This window comes from Pseudomonas sp. BMW13, assembly GCF_013357275.1.
Classification (GTDB): Bacteria; Pseudomonadota; Gammaproteobacteria; order Pseudomonadales; family Pseudomonadaceae; genus Aquipseudomonas; species Aquipseudomonas khazarica.
The window spans coordinates 147,430-170,425 of record NZ_SUKD01000022.1 but is presented as its reverse complement, the minus strand read 5'-3'; the positions used below and the strand labels follow the sequence as shown (position 1 = coordinate 170,425).

Sequence of the window (22,996 nt, the reverse complement as noted above, 5' to 3'; positions counted from 1 at the left end):
AACACGCCAGCCGAACCGGGCAAATGCCGGCAAATCCCCGTGCCAGAGCCTTCGCGCAACACAGGCAAGCGCACCGAATAATGGCAATTAGCCTTCAGGCATATTTGTTCATTATAATGACGCCATTTTCCCGACGAGCACCTGCCCGGCCGCACCACCTGCCAGTCACGGAGACTCACGGACCTCTGGGTAATAGCCGCTTGCGTCTATTGTTTCTCCACTGAACAACAGGATGTTCACCGTGCCTCATTTCAAACACCTGCTGTTTGTCCTGACGTTGAGCGCTGCCGTCTGTGCAGCGGCAGCAGGGCCGGTGAAGCTGTACCTGCCCGACGCCCCACCGCTGACCTTTCACGACTATGAAGGCGGCAACGGCATGGTCGGTGACGTGGTGCTGGCCGCCGCCGCCCGCAGCGGTCGCCTGACCGAAATCATCGCCGAGCCCTGGTTGCGGGCGCAGGCCACCGTGAGCAAGGGCAAGGACCTGCTGATCATCCCGCTGTCACGAACCCCGCAGCGTGAGGCGCGCTACACCTGGATAGCCCCGATCATGCTGCTCGAGCGCGCCTTCTTCAGCCTCGACGAGCCGGTGGCCAGCTTCGCCGAGGCGCGCCAGCGCTACCAGCGCATCGGTGTCGGGCTGGGCACCGCACAGGTGGAGACGCTGCGCCGCGAGGGCTTCGCCGAGCAGCAGATCGTGCAGATCCGGCTTGGCGAGAACCCTGCCCGCCTGCTCGAACTGCGGCGCATCGATGCCTGGTTCACCGGCATCGACGAGGCGCTGTACATCTGGCACAAATCGGCGGCGCGCCGGCACGAGCTGCGCATGAGCCCACCCCTGGCAAGCACCGACCTCTACCTGGCCTGCTCGCTCGACTGCGACCGCCAGTTGGTGACGCAGCTGCGCGACGCCATCGCCCAGCTCGACCACGACGGCGTCAGCCAGCGGTTACGCCAGGCCTACCGCCCAATGCTCTGGCCCACGCCCTAGATACCCTGGCGCCCCGGATCCTCCGGCGGCTGCTCTTCCTCGATGTCCTCGAGCTTCAGTTCCAGCCCCCAGTCGCCCGCCTCGGCGGCCTTCGGCGCTGCAGCCGGTGCCGCCACCGGAGCCGCTGCGACGGGCGCGGGCTTGGCATTGGCCGGGTTGTCGCGGTAGAGCTTGAGCTTCAGGCGCACGTTGTTCGCCGAGTCGGCATTCTTCACCGCCTCTTCCTCGTCGATGGCGCCGTCGTGCACCAGGTCGATCAACGCCTGGTCGAAGGTCTGCATGCCGAGGTTCTTCGACTTCTCCATGATCTCCTTGAGCTCGGAGAATTCATTGCGCTTGATCAGATCACGCACCGTCGGCGTCCCCAGCATCACCTCCACCGCCGCGCGGCGCTTGCCGTCGATGGTCTTGACCAGGCGCTGGGAAACGAAGGCCTTGAGGTTGTTACCCAGGTCATTGAGCAACTGCGGGCGACGCTCCTCGGGGAAGAAGTTGATGATGCGGTCCAGCGCCTGGTTGGCGTTGTTGGCATGCAGGGTGGAAATCGCCAGGTGCCCGGTGTCGGCGAAGGCCAGTGCGTGCTCCATGGTCTCGCGGTCGCGGATCTCGCCGATCAGGATCACGTCCGGAGCCTGGCGCAGGGTGTTCTTCAGCGCTGCATGGAAGCTGCGTGTATCCACGCCCACCTCGCGCTGGTTGATGATCGACTTCTTGTGCCGGTGCACGTACTCCACCGGGTCTTCGATGGTGATGATATGGCCACCGCTGTTGCGGTTGCGGTAATCGATCAGCGCCGCCAGCGAGGTCGACTTGCCCGAACCGGTACCGCCGACGAACAGCACCAGGCCGCGCTTCTCCATCACCGTGCTGAGCAGGACCTCGGGCAGCTTGAGGTCCTCGAAGCGTGGAATCTCCATCTTGATGTTGCGCGCGACAATGGACACCTCGTTGCGCTGCTTGAAGATGTTGATGCGGAAACGACCGACCCCGGCCAGCGAGATCGCCAGGTTCATTTCCAGTTCGCGCTCGAACTCCTCGCGCTGCGCGCTATCCATGACCGAATCCGCGATGGCGGCCACGTCCCCCGCCTTCAGCGGCTCCTGGCTGAGCGCCTTGAGCACGCCATTGAACTTGGCACAGGGTGGCGCGCCGGTGGAGAGATAGAGGTCGGAACCGTCCTGCGTGGACAGGACTTTCAGCATTGCAGGGAGATCCATGGCGGCGCTTCCGTCAGCAGCGATTGAAATACCATAGGCCATGATTACCTGCAGTGCGGACAACGCACGACCCATAAAATTGACGTCATTCTGCTGGCGCAGCGAATACTGGCACAATAGCGCGCTGACAGAATTGAGGAGCCCATCAATGGCAAAGGCAATGGCCCGCCACATCCTGGTCAAGACCGAAGCGGAAGCGGCGGCCCTGAAGAAGCGTATCGCCGCCGGCGAAGCCTTCGATGTGCTGGCGCGCAAGCACTCCACCTGCCCGTCCGGCAAGAAAGGTGGCGACCTGGGCGAAGTCCGTCCCGGACAGATGGTCCGCGCGGTGGACCAGGTGATTTTCAAGAAGGCCCTGCGCGAGGTGCACGGCCCGGTGAAGACCCAGTTCGGCTATCACCTGATCCAGGTGTTCTACCGCGACTGAGCCCCGCTCAGGCGCCCGGCTCGCCCATGAACTCGACGATCTTGCTCCTGATCCAGCGCTCGGCCGGATCGTTGTCGGTCACCCCGCTCCAGACCATGGACAGGTCCGAGTTGACCAGCTCGAATGGCGGGTCATCCGCGCGCAGGCTGGTGCCTTCGATCAGGGCTGCCGCCGCGAAATCCGGCACCGTGGCGAGCATTTCCGTCCCCGCGATGATCGAGCGCAAGCCACTGAACTGTGGCACTGCCAGCACCACGCGCCGCGAACGGTCGAGGCGCGCCAGATCGTTGTCGATGTTGCCGCACAGGTCGCCCGAGAAGGACACCAGCGCATGCGGCCGGGCGCAGTACTCGTCCAGCGTCAGCGGCCCTGGCCGATCATCGCCGCGCAGCACCTTGACGCGCATCTCGCGCAGCTTGCGGCGCTTGGCATTGGCCGGCAGCTCGGTGGTGTAGCTGACGCCGACGGAGATCTCCCCCGACGCCAGCATCGACGACATCAGCAGGAAGTTGACCCGCCGCACCACGATCACTACCTCCGGCGCCTCCTCGCGGAGCTGATTGAGCAGCGCCGGAAACAGCCCGAACTCGGCATCGTCCGACAGACCGATGCGGAAGGTGTCGCGATTGGTCGCCGGGTTGAACTCCCGAGCACGGCTCACCGCGCCCGAGATGGTGTCCATCGCCGGCTGCAGCTCCCGGAGAATCGCCAGGGCCCGCGCCGTCGGCTCGAAACCCCGGCCGTTGCGCACCAGCAGCGGGTCGTCGAACAGATCGCGCAGGCGCGCCAGTGCCGCACTGACTGCCGGCTGGCCGAGGAACAGCTTCTCCGCAGCCCGCGTCAGGTTCTTCTCGAACATCAGGGTCTCGAAGATCACCAGCAGGTTCAGGTCGACACGGCGCAGATCGTTGCGATTCATTCGGCATCCTTGGAGTTCGGGGTCATCGACGCATTCAAGCAGCAAGTCCCGTGCCTGCGAGCCGTTCAGAGCCCCAGTTCGGACAGACCCGGATGATCATCCGGACGGCGCCCCTGTGGCCAGCGGAACTTGCGCTCGGCCTCGGTGATCGGCAGGTCATTGATGCAGGCGTAGCGATTGACCATCAGGCCGTCAGCGCCGAACTCCCAGTTCTCGTTGCCGTAGGAGCGAAACCAGTTGCCCGAGTCGTCACGCCACTCGTAGGCATAGCGCACGGCGATGCGGTTGTCGGTGAACGCCCAGAGTTCCTTGATCAGGCGGTACTCCAGCTCCTTGGCCCATTTGCGTTCGAGGAAGGCCTGCGCCTGACCGCGCCCGTCGACGAACTCGGCGCGGTTGCGCCAGCGCGTATCCAGGCTGTAGGCCTTGGCGACCTTGGCCGCATCCCGGCTGTTCCAGCCATCCTCGGCGAGACGGACCTTCTCGATGGCACTCTCGCGGGTGAACGGCGGTAGCGGCGGACGGATTTCATCATTGGACGACATAACGGCACCTCTTGCTTTCAGGGAATGGCGCCCATCACTGGGCATTCGGGGTGTGCAACAGCATCGACGCGGTCTGGCCGGCACAGTCGGCGGCATCGGACTGGCCGGTGACCATGGCAACGGCGGTAGCGCCGTCGATCAGCAGCAGCAGTTGCCTGGCCACGCCGGCAGCGTCGGCCAGGCCACAGTCGGCGGTGATTTCGTTCAGGTAGCCGAGCAGGCGCTGCTTGTGCAGCCGCGCCACGGCGCGAATCTCGCTGCTCGGATCGCCGGTCTCGCCAGCCGCATTGATGAACGCGCAGCCGCGAAAGTCCGCTGACTCGAACCAGCTGCGCAGCAGCGGGAAGATCGCCAGCAGCCGCGCAAGCGGCTCGCCGCTGGACGTGCCATCGATGAACCAGCGCATCCAGCGCTCGTCACGGGCACGCAGCGCCGCCGCCACCAGGGCCTCCTTGGTCGGATACAGGCGATAGATGCTTTTGCGCGCCACCCCCGAGGCCTTGACGATGGCATCCATGCCGGTGGCGTTGATACCCCCGGCGTAGATCAGGCTTTCGGTGGTCTGCAGCAGGCGCTGCTGGATGGAAGCATCTTCGAGCATGGTTCAGGCAACGCAGAGAATGATCGTTCTCAGCAAAGTAGAACGATCATTCTCTGCGGTCAAGACAATTCTTTGCCGCCTGCTCGTCAGCCTCGGGGACGGCGGCCCTCTTGGCTCAGCGATGCGCCGACAGCGGGGTATGCTCGGCCATCAGCGCCACCACCCAGTCGATGAACACCCGCAGCTTGGCGCTGACGTGGCGGTTCGGCGCAAATGCCAGGTACATCGGCATCGGCGCCATCTGCCAGTCCTCGAACAGGCGCACCAGCTCGCCGCTGGCCAGGTGCGGCGCGGCCATGTAATGCGGCAGCCAGAGCATGCCCAGGCCCGCCAGGCCGGCCGCGAGATAGGCATTGCCATCATCGACGGTCAGCAGCGGCCGACCTTGCGCCTCGATGCGCTCGTCGCCCCGCTGCATGGCGTAGGGCAAAGCCCTGCCGGTCCGCGACCAGAGAAAACCCACGGTGCTGTGCCCCGCCTCTTCCAGCTCGCGCGGGTGGCCCGGCGTTCCGCTGCGCTGCAGATAGCCTGGCGTGGCGTAGATGCCCAGCTGCAGGTCGCCCACGTGGCGGGCGATCAGCGACTGGTCGGTGATCTCGCCGCCACGCACCACGCAATCGACGTTCTCGCCGATGATGTCGACGATGCGGTCGCTCACCCCCAGGGTCAGCTGAATCTCCGGATAGCGTGCGTAGAACGCCGGCAGGGCCGGAATCAGCAGCATCCGCGCAAAGGGGCTGGGCACGTCGACCCGCAGGCGTCCACGGGGCGCCATCGCCGCGCTGGACAGGCTGGTCTCGGCGTCGTCGACATCGGCCAGCAGGCGCACCACGCGTTCGTAATAGGCCGCGCCGTCGGCGGTGACATTGACCTTGCGCGTGGTGCGGTTGAGCAGACGCACGCGCAGGCGCGCCTCGAGTTGCTGGACGAGCTGGGTCACGCTGGTCTTGCTCATGTGCAGGGTGCTGGCAGCCTTGGTGAAGCTGCCGGTCTCGACCACGCGCGCGAACGCCTGCATCGCATCGAAACGGTCCATTTCGTGTCTCTCTCGACTGTTGATTGTTTGGATTCTACAAACAGTCATGACCAGAGTTGCGCGTTTATCCAGGCCAGGCGTCTTCTTACAGTGGCTCCATCGTTAACAACGGCTGCAGCGCAGCCCAGATGGAGGTGTGCAATGAACCCCAAACGTGACGTGGTCTTCCCGGCCGATCGCCATGCGCTCTATGAACTTCACCGCTACTCGCCGGCGGTGCGCTCCAATGGTTTCCTGTTCGTCTCCGGCCAGGTCGGCAGTCGCAAGGACGGCTCGCCGGAACCGGTTCTCGAAGAGCAGGTGCGCCTGGCCTTCAGCAACCTCAATGCGATTCTTGCCGCGGCGGGCAGCAGCTTCGACGATGTGGTGGACACCACCATCTTCATGGTCGACCCGCATTCGCGCTTCGAGACCATCTGGGAAGTCGCGGCCGAGTACTGGGGCGAAGCCCCCTACTCGACCGCGACGGCCATCGGCGTGACCTGGCTGGCCGGCTTCGACTTCGAGATCAAGGTGATCGCCAAGCTGCCGGAATGATGGCGACGCGGCCCCTGTGCAGGGGCCGTGTGCTCAGAGGTGGGTGAAGACGCGCTCGGCCGGCAGGCGCGACTTCGGCAGCGCCGCATTGAAGTCGCCGTCGCTGTGGTACCCCAGTGCCACGGCGACGACGCTGCTCAGCCCCTGGGCAGCCAGGCCCAGCTCCTCGTCCAGCGCCACCCGGTCGATGCCCTCCATCGGCGTGGCATCCACGCCCTTGGCAGCCGCGCCCAGCAGCAGGGTGCCCAGTGCCAGGTAGGCCTGTTTCTCCGTCCAGTGCGGCATGTCGCCAAGGCCGCGATGCAGTTCGACGTAGCTGCTGCGCGTGTTGTGCTGGCCGGTGCGCGCCGCATCGTCACGGAAGCGGCCATCGTCGGCTTCCTGTTGCAGCACGTCGGCCAGGTAGGCGTCGTCGATGTCGCGACGCGCGCAGATCAGGATCACGTGCGAGGCGTTGAGGATCTTCGGCTGGTTGTAGGCGAAGCCATCCTGGGCGCCCTTGGCCAGGCGCGCCTTGCCCTCGGCGGTGCTGGCCACGACGAAGTGCCACGGCTGCGAATTGACCGACGACGGGGCCAGGCGCAGCAGTTCGAGCAGCTCGTCGATGATCGCCTGATCGACCTGGCGACTGGCATCGTAAGCCTTGGTGGTGTAGCGCTGGCGGGCGAAGGAAACGGGGCTCATGAACACTCTCCTGATCGATGGAGGGAAGGAAATGCGCGCTAGTCTGCAGCATTCGAATGCATGAAAGAAGCCGATGAACGCGCTAGGAGTTTCAAAGCAGAAATGAAAATGACCGCCCTGCAGACACCTGTCACAGGCGGAGCTTGAGCGATGTCCTTGTAAAAACTTCGTAAACGCAATGGATTTTCATTACGCTTGAGGGTAAAAGATAGCTTGCTTTCGATCCTGTATGGGGCGGCGTCATCGCACCCCTTTCGGCCTGGAGTCCTGCATGTCCATCCCCTCTTTCGTGCAACGCACTGCGCTGGCGTTCGCCGCCACGCTGCTGTTCAACCTTCCCCTGCAAGCCAGCGAACGCACGCTGGACAGCGCCAATGGCCCGCTGACACTCAGCGGCACGCCGCAGCGCGTGGTCGCACTGGGCGATAGCGCGCTGGATGCCGCCTTGTCGCTGGGCGTGCAACCCGTCGGCACGCTGGCCAGCCGGGGTGGCAACGACGTGCCGGACTATCTGAAGGCCAAGGCCGGCGCGATCACCCTGGTGGGCAGCGTGCGCGAACCCAACCTGGAGGCGATCCTGCGCCTGCAGCCCGACCTGGTCCTGGCCTCGAGCGAACTGTCGCCCGAGCTGTACGCCAAGCTGAGCCTGATGGCCCCGACCGTGGTGCCCAAGGGCAACAGCTTCGAGGACTGGCGCATCACCTACGCAACCTACGCCCAGGCGCTCGACAAGGCGCAGCAAGGCCAGCAACGCATCGCCGAAATCGACGCGCGCAGCGCTGCCCTGCGCCAGCGCCTGCCGCAGGGCCAGGCGATCAGCGTGGTGCGCTGGAACCCGCAGGGGCCGGTGATCATGTCCACCCACCTGTTCGTCGGTCAGCTGCTCGCTGACCTCGGCCTGCGCCCCAACGCGCTGGCGGCCGCCCAGGAGAAGAAGCCACACAGCGACGTGCTCAGCCTGGAAAACCTGTCGCGCATCAATGCCGACTGGATCTTCCTCGCCACGCTCAACCCCGACGGCCGCAAGGCCCTGGACGATGCCCGCAAGCAGCCGGCCTTCACGCGCCTGAAAGCCGTCGCCGACGATCAGGTGATGACCGTGGATGGGCAGATCTGGAGCAGCAGCTCCGGCTACCTGGCGGCCCAGCAGGTGCTCGATGACGTGGAGAAGGCACTGCTCGACTGATGCCCGCCTCACGCCTGACCGTTGCCAAGGCACTGGGCTTCGCCGCCCTGTGCCTTTTGCTTTTATGTGGCGCCAGCCTGCTGCTCGGGGCCGGCGACATCGGCATCCTGCCCAGTTTCCATGCGCTGCTGGGCGGCCAGGATGACGACGCCCGCTTCATCGTCTTCGAGCTGCGCTGGGTGCGCACGGAGCTGGCTCTGCTGGTGGGCGTCGCCCTCGGCGCGGCCGGGGTGCTGCTCCAGGCCGTGACCCGCAATCCACTGGCCGAGCCGGGCCTGCTGGGCGTCAGTGCCGGCGCCTCCTTCGCCGTGGTGCTGGCCATCAACCTCGGCGCCTCCGCCGCCAGCCTGCACCTGGGCGTCGCCATGCTCGGCGCGTTGCTGGGTTGCCTGCTGGTGCTGCTGGTCACCCGTCTGCGCGGTGTGGGCGATGACCCGGTGCGCCTGGTGCTGGCCGGCGCCGCCTTCTCCGGCATGCTCGGCGCGCTCAGCAGCCTGTTGCTGCTGTGGGACCAGCGCACCGCCGACGAGATGCGTTTCTGGGTCATCGGCGCCCTCGCCGGACGCCCCCTCGACACGCTCGAGTGGAGCATGCCCGGGCTGCTCGCCGGCGTGTTGCTGGCACTGATCGTCGTCCGTCCACTGGCGGCACTGGCCCTCGGTGAGCGCGTCGCCAGCGGCCTTGGCCACCACCCGCAACTGACCCGCCTGGGCACGCTGCTGGCCGTGGCGATCCTGGTGGGCACGGCAACGGCTGCAGCCGGCCCCATCGCTTTCATCGGCCTGATCGTGCCCTACACCGCGCGGCGCCTGGTCGGCTCCGACATCCGTCGCACGCTGGCGCTGAGCATGTTGCTGGGGCCTTGCGTCCTGCTCCTGGCCGACGTCATCTCGCGCCTGCTGGTGCAGCCTTACGAACTGCCGGTGGGGGTGGTGAGCGCCTTCGTCGGTGCACCGATCCTGATCGCCGTGGTGCGCAACCATCGCCTGCCGACCTTGTGACATGAAGCATCCATCCGCACGCCCCCGCCTCGCCCCCGGTGGCCACTCCCTGCTACGCCTGGGCGAATGCAGCCTGCTGCTGCATCGACGCAGCCTGACGGTCGGCCTGATTCTGGGGGCCCTGCTGGTCGCCGTCAGCACCTGGCTCCTGGCCAGTGGCGATGACGCCCTCACGCCCTGGAAGGCACTGCAGGCCGCCTTTGGCCAGGGTGAGCCGTTGCAGGTGTTCCTGATCCAGGAGCTGCGCCTGCCGCGCCTCGTCGCCGGCCTGCTCAGTGGCGCCGCCCTCGGGGCCGCCGGCTGCCTGCTGCAGACCCTGGCGCGCAACCGCCTCGCCACCCCGGGAGTGATCGGCATCGACAACGGCGCCACCGCCTTCGCGGTCGCCTCGATCGTGGCGGTGCCGACCAGCCTTGCCCCCTCGGCGCTGGCCCTGAGCGGGGCCGCCACCGCCGCCGTGCTGACCTTCGCCCTGGCCGCAGGCGGCGGCGCGCGTGGCTACCGCTTCATCGTCGTCGGTATCGCCATCGGCGCGCTGTTCGGCGCACTGACCAATCTCATGCTGGCGCGCAGCGACATGGACGCGGCCAACGCGGCCTACCCCTGGACCGTCGGCAGCCTCAATGCGCGCCCGGCCGACTCGGTGCTGCTGCTCGGCATCGGCCTGGCGCTCGGCCTGCCCCTGGCCAAGCTGCTGATCAACGCGCTGAGCCTGATGCGCTTTTCCGACAGCGTCGCCATCGGCCTCGGCGTGCGCCTGCAGCTGATGCGCCTGCTCACCCTGGTCCTCTGCGTCTGGCTCACGGCCCTGGCCGTTGCCGTCGTCGGCCCGGTCGGCCTGATCGCCCTGGCGGCGCCGGAGATGGCACGTCACCTGGGCCGCCGGCATGGCGTGCCGGTGCTCAATGCCGCGCTGTGCGGCGCACTGATGATGATCCTCGCCGACTGGGTCGGCCGCACCCTGCTGGCCCCCATCGAGATTCCGGTGGGCATCATCGCCGCCGTGGTCGGCGGCCCCTACCTGCTGTGGATTCTGCTGCGCCAGCCCTCACGGAGTTCGACATGACCCACCTTTCCTCCCTGCTCGCCGACGCCAGACCGACGGACGTGAGCCTGGAAGCCCGTGAACTGAGCATGGGCTATGCCCAGAGCCTGATCATCGACACGCTCAACCTGACGATCCCCAGCGGCCAGGTCAGCGCCATCGTCGGCCCCAACGGCTGCGGCAAGTCCACCCTGCTTGCCGGCCTGGCCCGCCTGCACAAGCCCAGCGCCGGCAGCGTGCTGCTCGACGGCAAGGCCATCGGCAGCCTGCCCTCGCGCGAGGTCGCACGGCGGCTGGCCCTGTTGCCCCAGGATGCCAGCGCGCCGGATGGGTTGACCGTCAGCGAGCTGATCCGCTTCGGCCGTCAGCCGCACCAGAGCCTGCTGCGCCAGTGGAGCGAGGAGGATCAGGCGATCGTCGACGCCGCGCTGGTTGCGGCGGACCTGGTCGAACTGGCCGATCGCCCCCTGGAGTCCATGTCCGGGGGCCAGCGCCAGCGTGCCTGGCTGGCCATGGCCATCGCGCAGACCACGCCGCTGCTGCTGCTCGACGAGCCCACCTCGGCGCTCGACCTGGGCCATCAGATCGAGGTGTTCGAGCTGATCCGCGAGTTGGCCGCGGCCGGCAAGACCATCGTCATGGTGGTGCATGACCTGTCCAGCGCCTGCCGCTACGCCGATCACCTGATCGCCATGCACCAGGGGCGGATCGTTGCCAGCGGCAGCCCGAACGACATCGTCACGCCGCAGCTGGTGGAACGCCTGTACGGCGTGCGTTGCACACTGCTGAGCGACCCGCTGAGCGGTACCCCGGTGATTGCCGGGGTGAGCCGGTTGTAACACGCCAGGCCGGGCAATCCGGCCCGGACGCTGCATTCTGAAAACCCTGTAAGCCATCACCGATTCGTCATTCCGGTTATTGCTTACACGGACAAATTCTCCTGACCAATCAGTCATTTATTCGCAATATTCGTTGCCTGCGCCAACCGGACGGGACGGGCCGTCTTTGAGCCTCCGACGAGCTTGAACTATGGTCCAAGCAACTCCGTTTGGAAGGGACTCGAGCGATGAAGTGCGTCATGAGAAGCGCCGTACTGACCCTCTTCTTCTTCTCCGCACCGGCGTTCTCGGCCGGCGAGTTGCAAGGTCAACTGAACATCCAGATCACCATCGGCAGTGGCTGTACGGTCACCAACGGCAGTACCAGTGGCAGCGGCAACACCTTCGGCTCGCTGTCATTCGGTGACTACAACGACCTCAACAACCTGATCGACGGACGCTCCCTCGGCAACTCCGGCGGCAGCTCGTTCGGCCTGCAGTGCACGCAGAACACGCCCTACACCATCGCGCTGAACGCCGGGCAGAACGCCAGCGGCGGACAGCGACGCATGAACAGCGGCGGCGTCCTCATCGACTACAACCTCTACCAGGATGCCGGTCGAACGCAGTCCTGGGGCGATGGCGGCGCCACCGGCAACGTGCTTTCCGGCACCGGTACCGGCAATGACGAAGAAGTGGTCGTCTACGGTCGTGTACCGGCGCAGACCACGCCCGTCGCCGGCACCTACACCGACACCGTGCAGGTGACCATCGCCTGGTAATCCCTCACGGCCCGTGCAAGAGGACGTCACGCCCACCAAGGAAGAATCGCCATGCACCGCCTGATCGCCCTGCTACTCCTGCTGACCCCGGGCGTTCTGCCTGCGGTCGACAAGACCGCCACGGTCGGCCTCAGCGTGGAGGTACTGCCGGCCTGCCAGGCAGGCGGCGACAGCGGTTCCGGGGTCAGCTTCGGCACCCTGGATTTCGGCACCCACCTCAGGCTCGACAACCTCATCGAGCGCGTGGGCCAGCCCGGAGCAGGCGCCCTGCGCATCAACTGCCAGCAGAACATTCCCTATCGCGTGCTGATCAACGCCGGCCACAGCGGCACCACCAGCAACCGCCAGATGGCGGGGCCTGGCGCCGACGTGGTGAGCTACAACCTCTACACCAGCGCCGACCACGCCACGGTCTGGGACGATACGACCGGCGTCAGCGCCATGGGCAACGGCCAGGACCAGTGGCTACCGGTCTATGCCCGGGTACCGGCCCAGGGCACGCCGCTGCCGGGCAACTACAGCGACACCCTGACCGTCACGGTGAGCTGGTGATGCCGTGCCGAGCCCTTGCGCCCACGACAGCCGGCCTCGCCTGCCTGACCCTGCTGGCTGCACCCGTGGTGCCGGTCCTCGGCGATACCGGGGTCAACGATCAGATCGTCAGCCAGAGCTTCCAGCTGCGCGCGGAAATCGTGGCGGGCTGCCTGCTCGGCAGCGGCGCCAGCGACGCCACCTCGTTCGGCAACCTGTCGTTCGGCCAGGTCAGCAGCCTGCCAGGCAACCTGGACATCGCCAGCACGCCGGGCAACGGTTCCATCGTCCTGCAGTGCTCTCCCGGCACCTCGGTCAGCGTCTCGCTCAATGCCGGGCTCCACGCCAGCAGCGTCGGCCTGGGCCGCTACCTCGCCCAGGGCAGCGAGCGCCTGCGCTACCAGCTCTATCAGGATGCCGCCCGCAACATCATCTGGGGCGACGACAGCAACGGAGGCACGCGCATGAGCATCAACTTCCCCAGTGGCGGCGGCAGCCAGACCTATCCGGTGTACGCCCGCCTGTTCAGCGTCAGCCCGATGCCCTCGGCCGGCCTCTACACCGATACCGTCACCGTTACCGTGAGCTACTGAGCCATGTGCACGCGCGCCCTGCTGCTCGGCTGCCTGCTGGCGACAGCGATGCTCAGCGTCGCCGTGCAGGCGGCCACCTCCATACTCATCTGGCCCATCAACCCGATGATCGAGGCGGATCGCCAGAAGTCAGCCGCACTGTGGCTGGAGAACCGTGGCCTGGAGCCGGTGAACCTGCAGGTCAGGGTGATGACCTGGGAGCAGGAAGCCTTCGCAGACCGCCTGAGCCAACAGAAGCAGGTGGTCGGCAGCCCGCCGATGGCCACCGTGCAACCGGGCAAGCGCCAGCTGGTCAGGCTGGTCAACCTGCAACCGCCGCCGCCCGGCACCCTGCGCACCTACCGGGTACTGGTCGACGAGGTGCTGCCGCCGAGGGCGAATCCGTCGCAGCTGGGCGTGCAGTTCCAGATGCGCTACTCCGTGCCGCTGGTCGTGGTCGGCCCCGGAGCCTATCTGGATGACGGCTTGCGCGAAGCACCCGACCAGGGTCAGCCACTGGCGCCGGACCTGCGCTACCGCTTCGTCGAGGAACGCGCCGGAACCTTCCTCCACCTGCACAACGTCGGCCCCGCACCGGCCAGGCTGTCGCAGGTGGAACTGCTGCGCGCCAACGGCCCCCAGCCCGTCGCCGAAGGACTGCTCGGTTACGTCCTGCCCGGCGCCAGGATGCGCTGGCCGATGCCGAGCGGGGTTCGCAGCGGGCGCATACAGGCACGCATCAACGAGAGTCGCCAAGCGCAGGTACTGGCCACTGAGTAGCTCACTGCCCCTGTTGCTGTTACTGGCAGCCGTGCTCTGCATACGCACGGCCCATGCCGATGACGCCGAGCAACTGGCCCAGGCTCAGGTGCTGTATCTGGAACTGATCGTCAATCAACTGCCCAGCGGCAAGGTAACGGAAGTGAGAGAACATCAGGGCCGGCTGTTCGTCCAGCGCGAGGATCTGCTCGCCGCCGGCGTTCGCCTGCCCCCCGAGCCACCGCCCTGGGTCGCCCTGGACCGGATCGACGCGCTACGCAGCGACTATCAGCAGGAAAGCCAGCGCCTGCTGCTGACCCTGCCCAGCGAATGGCTGCCACACCAGCGCTTCGGCCCCAGCAGCCTGAGCGAACCGATGCCGGCGCAAAGCGCCTTCGGCGCGCTGTTCAACTACGACCTCTACTACAGCCACACCGAGAACGCCGGCCACTATGCCAATACCTGGCTGGAGCAACGCGTCTTCGATGGCTTCGGCATGATTTCCAACACCGGCGTGTATCGCCACAGCTTCTCCGGCCCAGGCTACCGCGACGGCTACACCCGCTACGACACCACCTGGCGCTTCAACGACCAGCAACGCATGCTCAGCCTGAGCGGCGGCGACCTGATCACCGGCGCGCTGACCTGGAACAGCGCGGTCCGCCTCGGCGGCGTGCAGCTGTCGCGCGAGTTTGCCCTGCGTCCGGACCTGATCACCTACCCCCTGCCCCGCTTCGACGGCGATGCCACGGTGCCCAGCACGGTGGACCTGTTCATCGACGACGCCCGCGTCAGCCAGCAGGACCTGCGCCCTGGCCCCTTCACCCTCAACACCGTGCCCTATATCAGCGGTGCCGGCACCGCGACCCTGGTCACCACCGACGTGCTGGGCCGCCAGGTATCGACGACCGTCCCCTTCTACGTGACCGACAGCCTGCTGCGCGAGGGCCTCTCCGACTTCTCCCTGTCGCTGGGCAAGCTGCGCCGCAACTATGGCGTGGAGGATTTCGCCTACGGCCGTCTCGTCGGCAGCGGCAGCCTGCGCTACGGTCTGAGCGACAGCCTCACCCTGGAGGCGCACGGCGAGAATGGCGCCGGGCTCAGGCAGGCCGGCATCGGCGCCACCGTCGGGCTCGGCCTGCTCGGTACCCTGACCAGCTCCATCAGCCATAGCGCTGGCATCGGCAACGGCCAGCAGTACAGCCTCGGCTACAGCTACTACGGGCGCCGCTTCGGCGTCACCGCCCAGCGCATTCAGCGCACCGCCGACTATGCCGACCTCAGCGTCGCCCAGGCGCTGGACAGCGACCTCGCGGGCGGCCCGCTGAGCAAACTGCAGGATCAGCTGATCTTCAGCTTCAGCCCGGAAGGGTTCGGCTCGTTCGGTATCGGCTACTTCGCCAGCGAAGAACACAGTGGCCAGCGGACCCGCCTGATCAACCTGTCGTGGTCGCGCAGCCTGTGGGGCAACAGCAGCCTCTACCTCTCCTTCAACCGCCAGCTGGACGATGCGACGCACGCCATCCAGGCCCAGCTGGTCGTGCCCTTCGACCTCTACTCCAGCCTGACCACGGGTGTGGAGCGGGACAGCAACGGCAAGCAGAGCGTGCGCGCCAACTACAGTCGCAACGCGCCCAGCGACGGTGGCCTGGGCTGGAACCTGGGCGTGGCCGAGGGTGACAGCGACTTCCGCCAGGCCGACCTGACCTGGCGCTCGCGCCATGCGCAGGTGCAGGCGGGGGTCTACAGCAACGACGGCCAGACCACGCAGTGGGGCGGCGTCAGCGGCTCCCTGGTGGCGATGCAGGGACAGCTGTTCGCCAGCAACCGCATCGACGACGCCTTCGTCCTGGTCAGCACCGAAGGCCAGTCAGGCGTGCCGGTGCACTACGAGCACCAGTTGCTCGGCCGCACCGACAGAGCGGGTTATCTGCTGGTGCCCTGGGTGCCGTCCTACTACCCCGGACAGTACGAAGTCGACCTGCTGGACATGCCCAGCAACCTGCACCTGAGCGAAACCCAGAAGCGCATCGCGGTTCACCAGGGCAGCGGCGCCCTGCTCAACTTCGCCATGGTGATGACCCTCTCCGCCAGCATCCAGCTGGTCGACGGCCAGGGCCGCCCGCTGCCGCGAGGCAGCCAGGTGACGCATCAGCCCAGCGGCCAACGCACCTACATCGGCTGGGACGGGCTGCTGTACTTCGAAGGTCTGGCCAAGGACAACCGCCTCGACGTACGCCTGGCCGATGGCAGGACCTGCAGCAGCCGCTTCACCCTGGATGACGACGCCGTGGAAATTACCCTGGTCGGCCCGCTCCCCTGCCAGTACGACGGTGCCCGGCCATGACCCGCTGGCTGGCCCTCGCGCTGACGCTCTGCAGCCTCCTGCTCGTCGCCCCGGCCCATGCCTGTGGCATCTATGCGGCGTCGGTGAGCCTCGGCAGCAGCAACTCACTGAGCCTGCGCACCACCCAGCAGCAGGCCGCGGCCGGTGCGGGTCTCTCCTGCCCCGGCGTGCTCCAGGTACTGGCCGCCGCCTATGTCAGGGTCACGCTGCAGAATGCCGGGACCCTGGCCCTGCAGGACGGCCAGGGCAACCAGATACCCTTCTCGATCTACCGCGACTCCGGCTACAGCCAGACGCTGGTAGCCGGCCAGCCCCAGCAGCTCGACGCCATCAACCTGGTCGCACTGGGCGGCAGCTCCAGTGCCATCGGCCTGTACTTTCGCACCAACCCCGGGCCCAATGTGCCGGCTGGCACCTACACCGCCACGATCACCCTGCGCTGGGACTGGGCCATCTGCACCGTCGGCGCGCTCAACCTCTGCTCCTGGAGCCGCAGCCCCGGACTGACCCAGAGCTGCCTGCCCATCTGCGGCGCCCCCACCAACTGGGGCAGCGGCTCCCTGGCGACGCTGACCATCACCCTGGTCGTGACCAAGGCCTGTCGCATCGATACGCTGCCTGCCGTGGACTTCGGCGCCAATGCGCTGATCAGCCAGTTTTCCGCCCAGCAACGTACCTTCGCGGTGACCTGCACCAACACCGAGGGCTACACGCTGACCTTCGATGACGGGCAGAACTACCTGGCCCCCTGGCGACGGCTGAGAAACGGCAGCGACTACCTGCGCTACAACCTCTATCACAACGGCAGCAGCCTGATCTGGAACAGCGGCTCGCCACTGAGCGCCAGTGGCACGGGCGATTCGCAGACGTTCACCTACCAGGCGATTCTCGACCCGTCACAGGCCAACGCGCCGGTCGGCGTGTACACCGACAACGTGCTGCTGATCATCAACTACTGAGGCGTTACCAGTAGACCACCAGCGTCGAGCCGGCATCCGCGACGGACTGCGTGGAGACCGACGCCGCCCCTGCATCGGGCTTCAGCGGCAGCGCCCGCCCGCGTCCGTCCTGCAGCTGGTACGCGGCCTGCGCGCAACCGTTGCCGAGCACGCGAACGGCCTGCTGGTCACGCTCGGCGGATACTTCGCAGCGCTTGAGAATGGTCAGACTGATGTGCAGCTGCCCGCTGATCTGCTCAGCGAGAGACTGATTGGCGACGAGGCACAGAGCCACGGCCAGGAGGGAGGCAACAAGTCGGCGGTACGGCATGACAACGCTTCTACTGTGATGGTGGCCTGCTGGAGTTGAAGGTCAAAATCCATCCGTAGAAACGGTCACGGCTTCGAGGCGCGACCGAAAACAGGGCCAGATTACCGCGATATCACTTTGAGATCACGCCGATTCCGACGAACGCCCGTTCAGGACAAGCGCCTGGCCAGGAAAGCACGGGCCGGCTCGACGATCTGCTCCTGCGCCGCGACCAACGGCAGGTCGCGCGCGCCCTGCACCGTTCGCTCGACCAGCGCGTAGAGCGTCGCGGTCGCCAGCTCCAGCGCCTGCGGCAGGGCCTGCCCCGCCAGCAGGCGACCCAGCAAGGTGGCGGAGAACACATCGCCCATGCCGTTGGGCAAGGGGTGCAGCGCCAGTCGCGGTGTCGTCACCAGCCAGGCGCCCTCGCCGTTCACCGCCAGGGTGCCCAGCTCGTCCTCAGGGATGTCCGCGGTCGCCAGACTGGTGACGATCACCACATCCGGCCCGCGTCCGCGCAACTGCCTGGCGACCTTGACGGCTTCCTGCAGGCTGGCCGGCTGGCTGCCGGTCAGCAGCTCGAACTCGAACTGGTTGGGGGTGATGATAGTGGCGCAGGGAATGGCCTGATCCCGCAGAAAGTCGGGAATCGCCGGATTGACGAACACACCACGCCCGACATCGCCCATCACCGGGTCGCACAGGTAGCGCAGCGCCGGGTTGTGCTGGCGAATCTCACCCACCGCTTCGAGAATCACCCGCCCCGTATCGGCATCCCCCAGATAACCGGAAAGCACGGCCGCCAGACGCGGCAGCACGCCACGTTCACGCAACCCCAGCAGCACGTCGCGGATATGTTCGGCACCGAATACCTGGCCGCGAAACTGGCCATAACCGGTGTGGTTGGAGAACTGCACGGTATGGATCGGCAGCACTTCGAAGCCCAGTCGCTGCAAGGGAAAGACCGCAGCGGCGTTGCCGACATGGCCCCAGGCCACATGCGACTGGATCGACAGAACGAGGGGCGGCAAGGTGGTGCTCATGGACATTCCGACAATGGCTCGACGACGATGGAGTGGCCGCGATTATTCGCCAAGTCACGCGCCCGCACCATCACTGACGCCCTCGCGCTCTTCTGCGGTTCGCTGCGCCTGGCCATGGCCATGGCCAGCGTTCCGGCAGCCGTGAAGCAGGAAGCAACCGACTGCCGGATCGAGGCGCGACCACGACGACTCACTCAGCGAACGTGAATGCCCCTGGCGCCGGAGACTCACCGGGCCTGACCGCCTCGACGTGGTAGACCTGCGGCTCCTGTGCAAAGTACGCCTCCAGCCCCGCCATGAAGAGGCGGTGATCCTCACTCGCCTCGAAGCCCGGCGCGTGATCCTCGAGTGAACGCCAGCGCACGATGAGGTTGAACACCTCCGGCGTCTCGATACCTTGCGCCAGCAAGTGGCCGGCGTAACCCTCGGCACGCCGGAGCAGGTACTCGACGTCGGCGAAGGCGCGCTTGAACGGCTCGATACGCTCGCGGTGAATGGGCAGCAGCGCAATCTCGTGAATCATGGGGTTGCCTCCGGGGTGGCTTGAACGGTCGAGTGCGCTGACGAAAGCAGTGAGGGCTCGATGGCAATCGCGATCTTGCCGCGCAGGCCATTGTTGGGGCTCTGCAGCAGCGCATGGGCACGTGGAACGTCCGCAAGCGAATAGACGGCGCCAACATGCGGCCGCAATTGGCCACGCTCCACCAGGGCACGGAGCTCATCGAGCTTGCCGCGGTTCTGCCGGGTGAAGACGAAGTGATAGCTGGCGTTCTTGCCCCAGGCCTGGATGACGTTCTGCGGCTGGGCAATGTCCACGATCGAGACCACGCGCCCCAGTTGCGCGAGCGCATCGGGGCTGCGCGACAGCGTGTCGCCGCCGATGGTGTCGAGGATCACATCGACGCCCTGGCCATTGGTTTCCCGCAGGATGGCGTCAACGTAGTCCTCTTTCTCGTAGTCGATGACCACGTCGGCCCCCATCCCTCTGGCGAACTCGACGTTCGCCTCGCGCACGGTGGTGAACACCCTGGCGCCCATGGCCTTTGCCAGCTGGATCGCCACATGGCCGACGCCACCGGCACCGCCATGCACGAGGATGCGCTCGCCCACCCTCAGCGCAGCACGCACCACCAGTGCTTCCCAGGCCGTGCCACCGACCAGGGTGAGGCTGGCGGCCTCCAGGTGACTCAGCGCCGCCGGTTTCTTGCCGACAATGCCTTCGGCGGCGACGTGGTACTCGGCATAGCTTCCCGGACCGTCGAAGATCTGTGGCGTGTACCAGACCTCGTCGCCCGGCGCGAAGCTCGTCACGCCCGGCCCGACCGCTTCGACGACACCGGAGACGTCATGCCCGGTAATGCCCGGCAATGGCACCAGATCGGCGTAATCACCGCGCCGGACCTGGAAGTCCAGCGGATTGATGGACGTTGCATGCACCCGCACCAGTACCTGCCCTGCCTGCGCCACTGGCTTGGGCACGTCGCGCAGCTCGAAGGCTTGCGGGCCGCCAAATGAGTTGAGAACCAACGCTTTCATGGTATTTCCTCGCTTCGATAAAAAGGGATATCGAGATTTTTCGATATATAAACGCAAAAAGATCACGGAATTTCCTGCTCTCAGGCCATCTTCAATCCTCACTTCGCGAAAAAGGGATATCGGAAAATATCGATATATCAGATCAAAAGATTACAGCTCCTTGCCAAGGAACTCGGCAAGCGCACTGATGTTCGCTTCGTTGCGTTTGTAGTAGGTCCACTGCCCGACACGACGGACCTCCACCAGCCCCGCTCGCTGCAGCGTCGCCAGGTAATCGGACACCGTCGACTGCGACAGACCGACACCTTCCTGGATGCTGCTGACGCAGACACCCACCGTGTGCACGTCCCCTTCATCCTGCGGAGGAAAGCCCTTCTCGGGATCCTTCAACCTTCTGAGGATCTCGAGGCGCGTAGGGTTCGACAGGGCTTTGAATATGCTGATCAGGTCCATGCCGCGATAATATCGAGATTTACCGATATGTCAATTCAGCGTTAAGCCGCCCGTCGGGCACATGCCCCGGACCTCCGCCTGAACAATTCGCCCTCGCCGACAGATGGCACGACCGGGTAGCTCGCTCGATGTTTTCAGCACGGGCGCCTGACTGATGGTGACTGAGCCCGGGAGACCTCCCCGTCCTCGTCAGCAGAGCCTGTTCCAGGCCTTGCAGAATGGCGACCGCAGGAACGCCTGCCTGGAGACGAAGCGGTGGTAGCCCCCACCGCTTCGTCCTGGGTCAGCAGCAACGCCGTCGATACAGGCCGAAGCCAGGCCCGAGCACTGTGTGGCCTGCGCTGCGGCACATCGCTCATCGACGAAACGATGGAGTGGACCCGATCAATCCTGGGCGCCGCTGGTGACGACCGTGAATTTCCGGCTGAACTCGAGCACCTCGCACACACCGGTTCGCCCGGCCGGAATCGAGATGGCATCCCCAGGTCCCATCTCATGGCGCTCGCCATCATCCATGGTGATCACGATCTTTCCCTCGATCAGAACGAAGGCTTCATCGTTGTCGAACCGCCAGTGAAACTTTGCCGGCTGCGAGGTGAAAAAAGCCACCGACTTGTGTGGCGTTTTCACACCCACGGTACGCAGCAATTTCATCCTGGTATCGGGCTGGCCCTCGAGGACATCGTCTCCCAGGGGGTATGGCAACCAGCCATCCGGGGTATCGAGCGACGCTCTGGATATCGAGGTAATCGGGTTGGGAAGCAGCGGGCGGGTATTCATGTTGTTGTCGCCTCATGCGGACAGGGGTGGAAGACGACTATGCCACGTGACATAGTGCCGCGACTGAGACTACATCAAATATGACAGATGGCATAATCAAAACATGACTCTATCGACACGCGATCGGATGATCCTCGGCGCTGCGGACCTGCTGCGCCGACGCGGGGTATGCGCCACCAGCGTTCGCGAGGTGGTCCGCCACTCCGCTACGCCAAGGGGGTCCATTGCCTACCACTTCCCAGGGGGCAAGCAGCAATTGCTCGAGGCGGCGGTCGAGCATGCAGGCCGTGAGGTGAGTATTCCTCTGGCAGAACTTCTCGCCCGGCACGGCACCGTGGTCGGCCTGGAATGTTTCGTCGCAAGGTGGCGGCAGATGCTGGAGGAGACGGACTTTCAGGCCGGCTGTGCGGTGCTCGCCGTGGCCGTCGAGCAGTATTCGTCGGAGCAGCGCGGGGATGCCAGCCCGGAACAGGATCACCGGATCCACGAGCAGTTGCTGGACCAGGCCAACGCCATATTCCGCGAGTGGCAAGGCATCATCAGCCAGTCGCTGCTGAGTTCCGGCGCGTCGGAGGCTCGAGCAATGAGCCTGGCAGTGCTGGTCATCGCCTCGATCGAGGGCTCGGTTGCGTTGTGTCGTGCCGCGCGAAGTGCCGAGCCCCTGAACGCCATATGGCAGGAACTCCAGCGGGCGCTGGAGAGCTCGACTTGAGTCCTGCACAGGGGCCTGAAAGATCAGGCCCGACGCCGACACTCACTTGCCCGAAGCTGGCTTTTCCATGATCAGCAGCGTGGAGGTCGCCGAGGCCAGGAGCCTGTCCTGGCTGTCCACGATGCGGGCTTCGGTAAAGGCCACTCGCCTGCCGGCGCTCATCACCTCGCCGATGGCACGCACCTGACCGGTGTCACGGGTGATGGGACGGTGGTATGCCACTTTCAGCTCCAGGGTGGTATAGGCCTGGTTGGCCTGCAGCAGGGTGTGGGTGGCGCAGCCACAGACCGAGTCCAGCATCGTCGCAGCGTACCCGCCGTGCACCGTCCCGATCGGATTGTAGGCATGCGCGTCGGGGATCCCGGCCACCACCACACGCCCTTTGGTCACCTCGGCGAACTCCAGCTTCAATGACTCGAATATCCCGACTTTCCTCGGTGAGCGAAGCAGCGCTTCCATCTGCTCCAGACCGTTCAGGTCTGCGGCAATCTCATCGATCAGCGACGTTGCTTTCTGCATATCCAGTACCGTTCAGGGAATCACTCAGGTGAGGGATGCTGACCAATACCCAGTCCGCTGGTACCCCAGGGGACAAGGTTCCTAGTCAGTCGGCTTGAGCTGTTCGATGGCTCGCCGTGTTACCGCGTCGATATAGGACGGGTCGTTGTAGATTCGCGCCAGCAGAATCGCCCCTTCGTAATCGGCAACGAGCTGCCTGGCCTTGGGTTCAGCGCCAGCGGCATCTCCTGGCTCGAAGAGCTTGGCGAATGCGGCGATCCAGTCGTCCAGAAATGCGCGGATCGGCTCCATCAACTCCTTTCGGCCGTAGCTGGCATCAACGGCGATGACCCCCATCAGGCAGCCGATGGAGTCGTCCTGGAACAGCTTTTTCGCCTTCTGCCCCATGTCATGCAGCCTCTCCTCGGGAGGGCTCCCCTCTTCATAGGCGAGCGAGAACAACGACACCTTCAGACGCTGGTGCGTCCACCCCAGGACGTCCTTCAACAACGCGTCCTTGTTGGGGTAGTGGTGATAGAACGATGCCTTGGTCAGGCCGCAGGCCGTCGACAGCGCATCCATCGTGGTGCCGTGATAGCCCAGGCGCTTGAAGGTGTTGGCGCAACGTTGCAGCAGCTCTTCGCGAGAAATCTTTGACGGACGCACGGACATTTCCTGCTCTCGATAATGCGGGCTGATCATACGACATAAGCCATGTCTTCTCAATT

The 22,996-nt window shown here is 65.6% G+C and carries 28 protein-coding genes; 14 read left to right on the top strand and 14 right to left on the bottom strand.

What is annotated here, in order from left to right; all coding sequences use genetic code 11:
* Nucleotides 1–232: 232 nt before the first annotated feature.
* Nucleotides 233–991, top strand: a complete 759-nt coding sequence (locus E4487_RS17515) for an ABC transporter substrate-binding protein (protein ID WP_175253974.1) — start codon at nucleotides 233–235, stop codon at nucleotides 989–991.
* On the opposite strand, the gene E4487_RS17510 is transcribed toward E4487_RS17515, so the two are convergent.
* Nucleotides 988–2,208 carry a PilT/PilU family type 4a pilus ATPase gene (locus E4487_RS17510; protein WP_175253973.1) on the bottom strand — a complete coding sequence of 407 codons (1,221 nt, stop codon included), beginning with the start codon at nucleotides 2,206–2,208 and terminating at the stop codon, nucleotides 988–990. The two genes, E4487_RS17515 and E4487_RS17510, sit on opposite strands and share 4 nt — an antisense overlap.
* 148 nt (nucleotides 2,209–2,356) lie before the next feature.
* On the opposite strand from E4487_RS17510, the gene E4487_RS17505 reads away from it, so the two are divergent.
* Complete coding sequence (locus E4487_RS17505) at nucleotides 2,357–2,635, top strand: peptidylprolyl isomerase (protein ID WP_017362973.1); 279 nt, start codon at nucleotides 2,357–2,359, stop codon at nucleotides 2,633–2,635.
* A 7-nt stretch (nucleotides 2,636–2,642) separates the two neighbouring features.
* On the opposite strand, the gene E4487_RS17500 is transcribed toward E4487_RS17505, so the two are convergent.
* The 4 genes from E4487_RS17500 to E4487_RS17485 all read right to left on the bottom strand — a co-directional run bounded on the left by E4487_RS17500 (nucleotide 2,643) and on the right by E4487_RS17485 (nucleotide 5,736).
* Nucleotides 2,643–3,554: a LysR family transcriptional regulator gene (locus tag E4487_RS17500; protein ID WP_175253972.1), complete on the bottom strand. Its 912-nt coding sequence runs from the start codon at nucleotides 3,552–3,554 to the stop codon at nucleotides 2,643–2,645.
* A 65-nt stretch (nucleotides 3,555–3,619) separates the two neighbouring features.
* Nucleotides 3,620–4,099 carry a nuclear transport factor 2 family protein gene (locus E4487_RS17495; protein WP_047591574.1) on the bottom strand — a complete coding sequence of 160 codons (480 nt, stop codon included), beginning with the start codon at nucleotides 4,097–4,099 and terminating at the stop codon, nucleotides 3,620–3,622.
* A gap of 34 nt (nucleotides 4,100–4,133) precedes the next feature.
* Nucleotides 4,134–4,700, bottom strand: coding sequence for a TetR/AcrR family transcriptional regulator (locus tag E4487_RS17490; RefSeq protein WP_175253971.1), 567 nt, complete (start codon nucleotides 4,698–4,700; stop codon nucleotides 4,134–4,136).
* A 115-nt stretch (nucleotides 4,701–4,815) separates the two neighbouring features.
* Nucleotides 4,816–5,736 (bottom strand): LysR family transcriptional regulator, encoded by a 921-nt coding sequence (locus tag E4487_RS17485; protein WP_134676715.1) that lies wholly within the window; start codon nucleotides 5,734–5,736, stop codon nucleotides 4,816–4,818.
* A 141-nt stretch (nucleotides 5,737–5,877) separates the two neighbouring features.
* Between E4487_RS17485 and E4487_RS17480 the strand changes: the two genes are divergently transcribed.
* A complete protein-coding gene (locus E4487_RS17480; protein WP_037047879.1) occupies nucleotides 5,878–6,273 on the top strand; it encodes a RidA family protein in 396 nt (131 codons plus the stop codon).
* Nucleotides 6,274–6,306: 33 nt separating this feature from the next.
* On the opposite strand, the gene nfsB is transcribed toward E4487_RS17480, so the two are convergent.
* Entirely contained in the window at nucleotides 6,307–6,957 is a 651-nt protein-coding gene (gene nfsB, locus E4487_RS17475) for an oxygen-insensitive NAD(P)H nitroreductase (RefSeq protein WP_150609867.1), read from the bottom strand.
* A gap of 271 nt (nucleotides 6,958–7,228) precedes the next feature.
* Between nfsB and E4487_RS17470 the strand changes: the two genes are divergently transcribed.
* The 10 genes from E4487_RS17470 to E4487_RS17425 all read left to right on the top strand — a co-directional run bounded on the left by E4487_RS17470 (nucleotide 7,229) and on the right by E4487_RS17425 (nucleotide 16,957).
* The gene (locus tag E4487_RS17470) at nucleotides 7,229–8,143 is read left to right on the top strand and encodes an ABC transporter substrate-binding protein (protein WP_175253970.1); all 915 of its coding nucleotides are present in this window, start codon (nucleotides 7,229–7,231) and stop codon (nucleotides 8,141–8,143) included.
* On the top strand, nucleotides 8,143–9,144 hold the full coding sequence (locus tag E4487_RS17465; RefSeq protein WP_175253969.1) for an iron ABC transporter permease: 1,002 nt from the start codon (nucleotides 8,143–8,145) through the stop codon (nucleotides 9,142–9,144). The genes E4487_RS17470 and E4487_RS17465 overlap by 1 nt, the downstream gene beginning before the upstream one ends.
* Nucleotide 9,145: 1 nt before the next feature.
* Nucleotides 9,146–10,210 (top strand): iron chelate uptake ABC transporter family permease subunit, encoded by a 1,065-nt coding sequence (locus E4487_RS17460; protein ID WP_175253968.1) that lies wholly within the window; start codon nucleotides 9,146–9,148, stop codon nucleotides 10,208–10,210.
* On the top strand, nucleotides 10,207–11,028 hold the full coding sequence (locus tag E4487_RS17455) for an ABC transporter ATP-binding protein (protein ID WP_175253967.1): 822 nt from the start codon (nucleotides 10,207–10,209) through the stop codon (nucleotides 11,026–11,028). The genes E4487_RS17460 and E4487_RS17455 overlap by 4 nt, the downstream gene beginning before the upstream one ends.
* 239 nt (nucleotides 11,029–11,267) lie before the next feature.
* Nucleotides 11,268–11,789, top strand: coding sequence for a spore coat U domain-containing protein (locus E4487_RS17450; protein ID WP_175253966.1), 522 nt, complete (start codon nucleotides 11,268–11,270; stop codon nucleotides 11,787–11,789).
* 51 nt (nucleotides 11,790–11,840) lie between these two features.
* On the top strand, nucleotides 11,841–12,341 hold the full coding sequence (locus E4487_RS17445; protein ID WP_175253965.1) for a spore coat U domain-containing protein: 501 nt from the start codon (nucleotides 11,841–11,843) through the stop codon (nucleotides 12,339–12,341).
* Entirely contained in the window at nucleotides 12,341–12,913 is a 573-nt protein-coding gene (locus tag E4487_RS17440) for a spore coat U domain-containing protein (RefSeq protein WP_175253964.1), read from the top strand. The genes E4487_RS17445 and E4487_RS17440 overlap by 1 nt, the downstream gene beginning before the upstream one ends.
* A 3-nt stretch (nucleotides 12,914–12,916) precedes the next feature.
* Nucleotides 12,917–13,672: a molecular chaperone gene (locus tag E4487_RS17435; protein ID WP_175253963.1), complete on the top strand. Its 756-nt coding sequence runs from the start codon at nucleotides 12,917–12,919 to the stop codon at nucleotides 13,670–13,672.
* 13 nt (nucleotides 13,673–13,685) lie between these two features.
* Nucleotides 13,686–15,998 carry a fimbria/pilus outer membrane usher protein gene (locus E4487_RS17430; RefSeq protein ID WP_257229450.1) on the top strand — a complete coding sequence of 771 codons (2,313 nt, stop codon included), beginning with the start codon at nucleotides 13,686–13,688 and terminating at the stop codon, nucleotides 15,996–15,998.
* Nucleotides 15,995–16,957, top strand: coding sequence for a spore coat protein U domain-containing protein (locus E4487_RS17425; protein WP_037047908.1), 963 nt, complete (start codon nucleotides 15,995–15,997; stop codon nucleotides 16,955–16,957). Before E4487_RS17430 ends, E4487_RS17425 begins: the two co-directional genes overlap by 4 nt.
* Before the next feature lie 4 nt (nucleotides 16,958–16,961).
* Here E4487_RS17425 and E4487_RS17420 read toward each other — a convergent pair whose 3' ends face one another.
* From E4487_RS17420 to E4487_RS17395, 6 genes are all read right to left on the bottom strand, one after another.
* A complete protein-coding gene (locus tag E4487_RS17420) occupies nucleotides 16,962–17,267 on the bottom strand; it encodes a hypothetical protein (protein ID WP_037047911.1) in 306 nt (101 codons plus the stop codon).
* A 149-nt stretch (nucleotides 17,268–17,416) separates the two neighbouring features.
* A complete protein-coding gene (gene pdxY / locus E4487_RS17415; RefSeq protein WP_175253962.1) occupies nucleotides 17,417–18,289 on the bottom strand; it encodes a pyridoxal kinase PdxY in 873 nt (290 codons plus the stop codon).
* A gap of 190 nt (nucleotides 18,290–18,479) precedes the next feature.
* Nucleotides 18,480–18,812 (bottom strand): antibiotic biosynthesis monooxygenase, encoded by a 333-nt coding sequence (locus tag E4487_RS17410; RefSeq protein ID WP_175253961.1) that lies wholly within the window; start codon nucleotides 18,810–18,812, stop codon nucleotides 18,480–18,482.
* Nucleotides 18,809–19,825: a zinc-dependent alcohol dehydrogenase family protein gene (locus tag E4487_RS17405; protein ID WP_175253960.1), complete on the bottom strand. Its 1,017-nt coding sequence runs from the start codon at nucleotides 19,823–19,825 to the stop codon at nucleotides 18,809–18,811. The genes E4487_RS17410 and E4487_RS17405 overlap by 4 nt, the downstream gene beginning before the upstream one ends.
* Nucleotides 19,826–19,975: 150 nt before the next feature.
* Nucleotides 19,976–20,278: a helix-turn-helix transcriptional regulator gene (locus E4487_RS17400; protein WP_037047921.1), complete on the bottom strand. Its 303-nt coding sequence runs from the start codon at nucleotides 20,276–20,278 to the stop codon at nucleotides 19,976–19,978.
* Nucleotides 20,279–20,662: 384 nt separating this feature from the next.
* Nucleotides 20,663–21,058 (bottom strand): cupin domain-containing protein, encoded by a 396-nt coding sequence (locus E4487_RS17395; protein ID WP_051800527.1) that lies wholly within the window; start codon nucleotides 21,056–21,058, stop codon nucleotides 20,663–20,665.
* Between the two features lie 127 nt (nucleotides 21,059–21,185).
* Between E4487_RS17395 and E4487_RS17390 the strand changes: the two genes are divergently transcribed.
* Nucleotides 21,186–21,770, top strand: coding sequence for a TetR/AcrR family transcriptional regulator (locus E4487_RS17390; RefSeq protein ID WP_081876427.1), 585 nt, complete (start codon nucleotides 21,186–21,188; stop codon nucleotides 21,768–21,770).
* Between the two features lie 42 nt (nucleotides 21,771–21,812).
* Here the strand turns inward: E4487_RS17390 and E4487_RS17385 are convergent, their stop codons facing one another.
* Complete coding sequence (locus E4487_RS17385; RefSeq protein ID WP_037047925.1) at nucleotides 21,813–22,289, bottom strand: PaaI family thioesterase; 477 nt, start codon at nucleotides 22,287–22,289, stop codon at nucleotides 21,813–21,815.
* Between the two features lie 81 nt (nucleotides 22,290–22,370).
* Nucleotides 22,371–22,934 carry a TetR/AcrR family transcriptional regulator gene (locus E4487_RS17380; protein ID WP_037048355.1) on the bottom strand — a complete coding sequence of 188 codons (564 nt, stop codon included), beginning with the start codon at nucleotides 22,932–22,934 and terminating at the stop codon, nucleotides 22,371–22,373.
* Nucleotides 22,935–22,996: the final 62 nt, after the last annotated feature.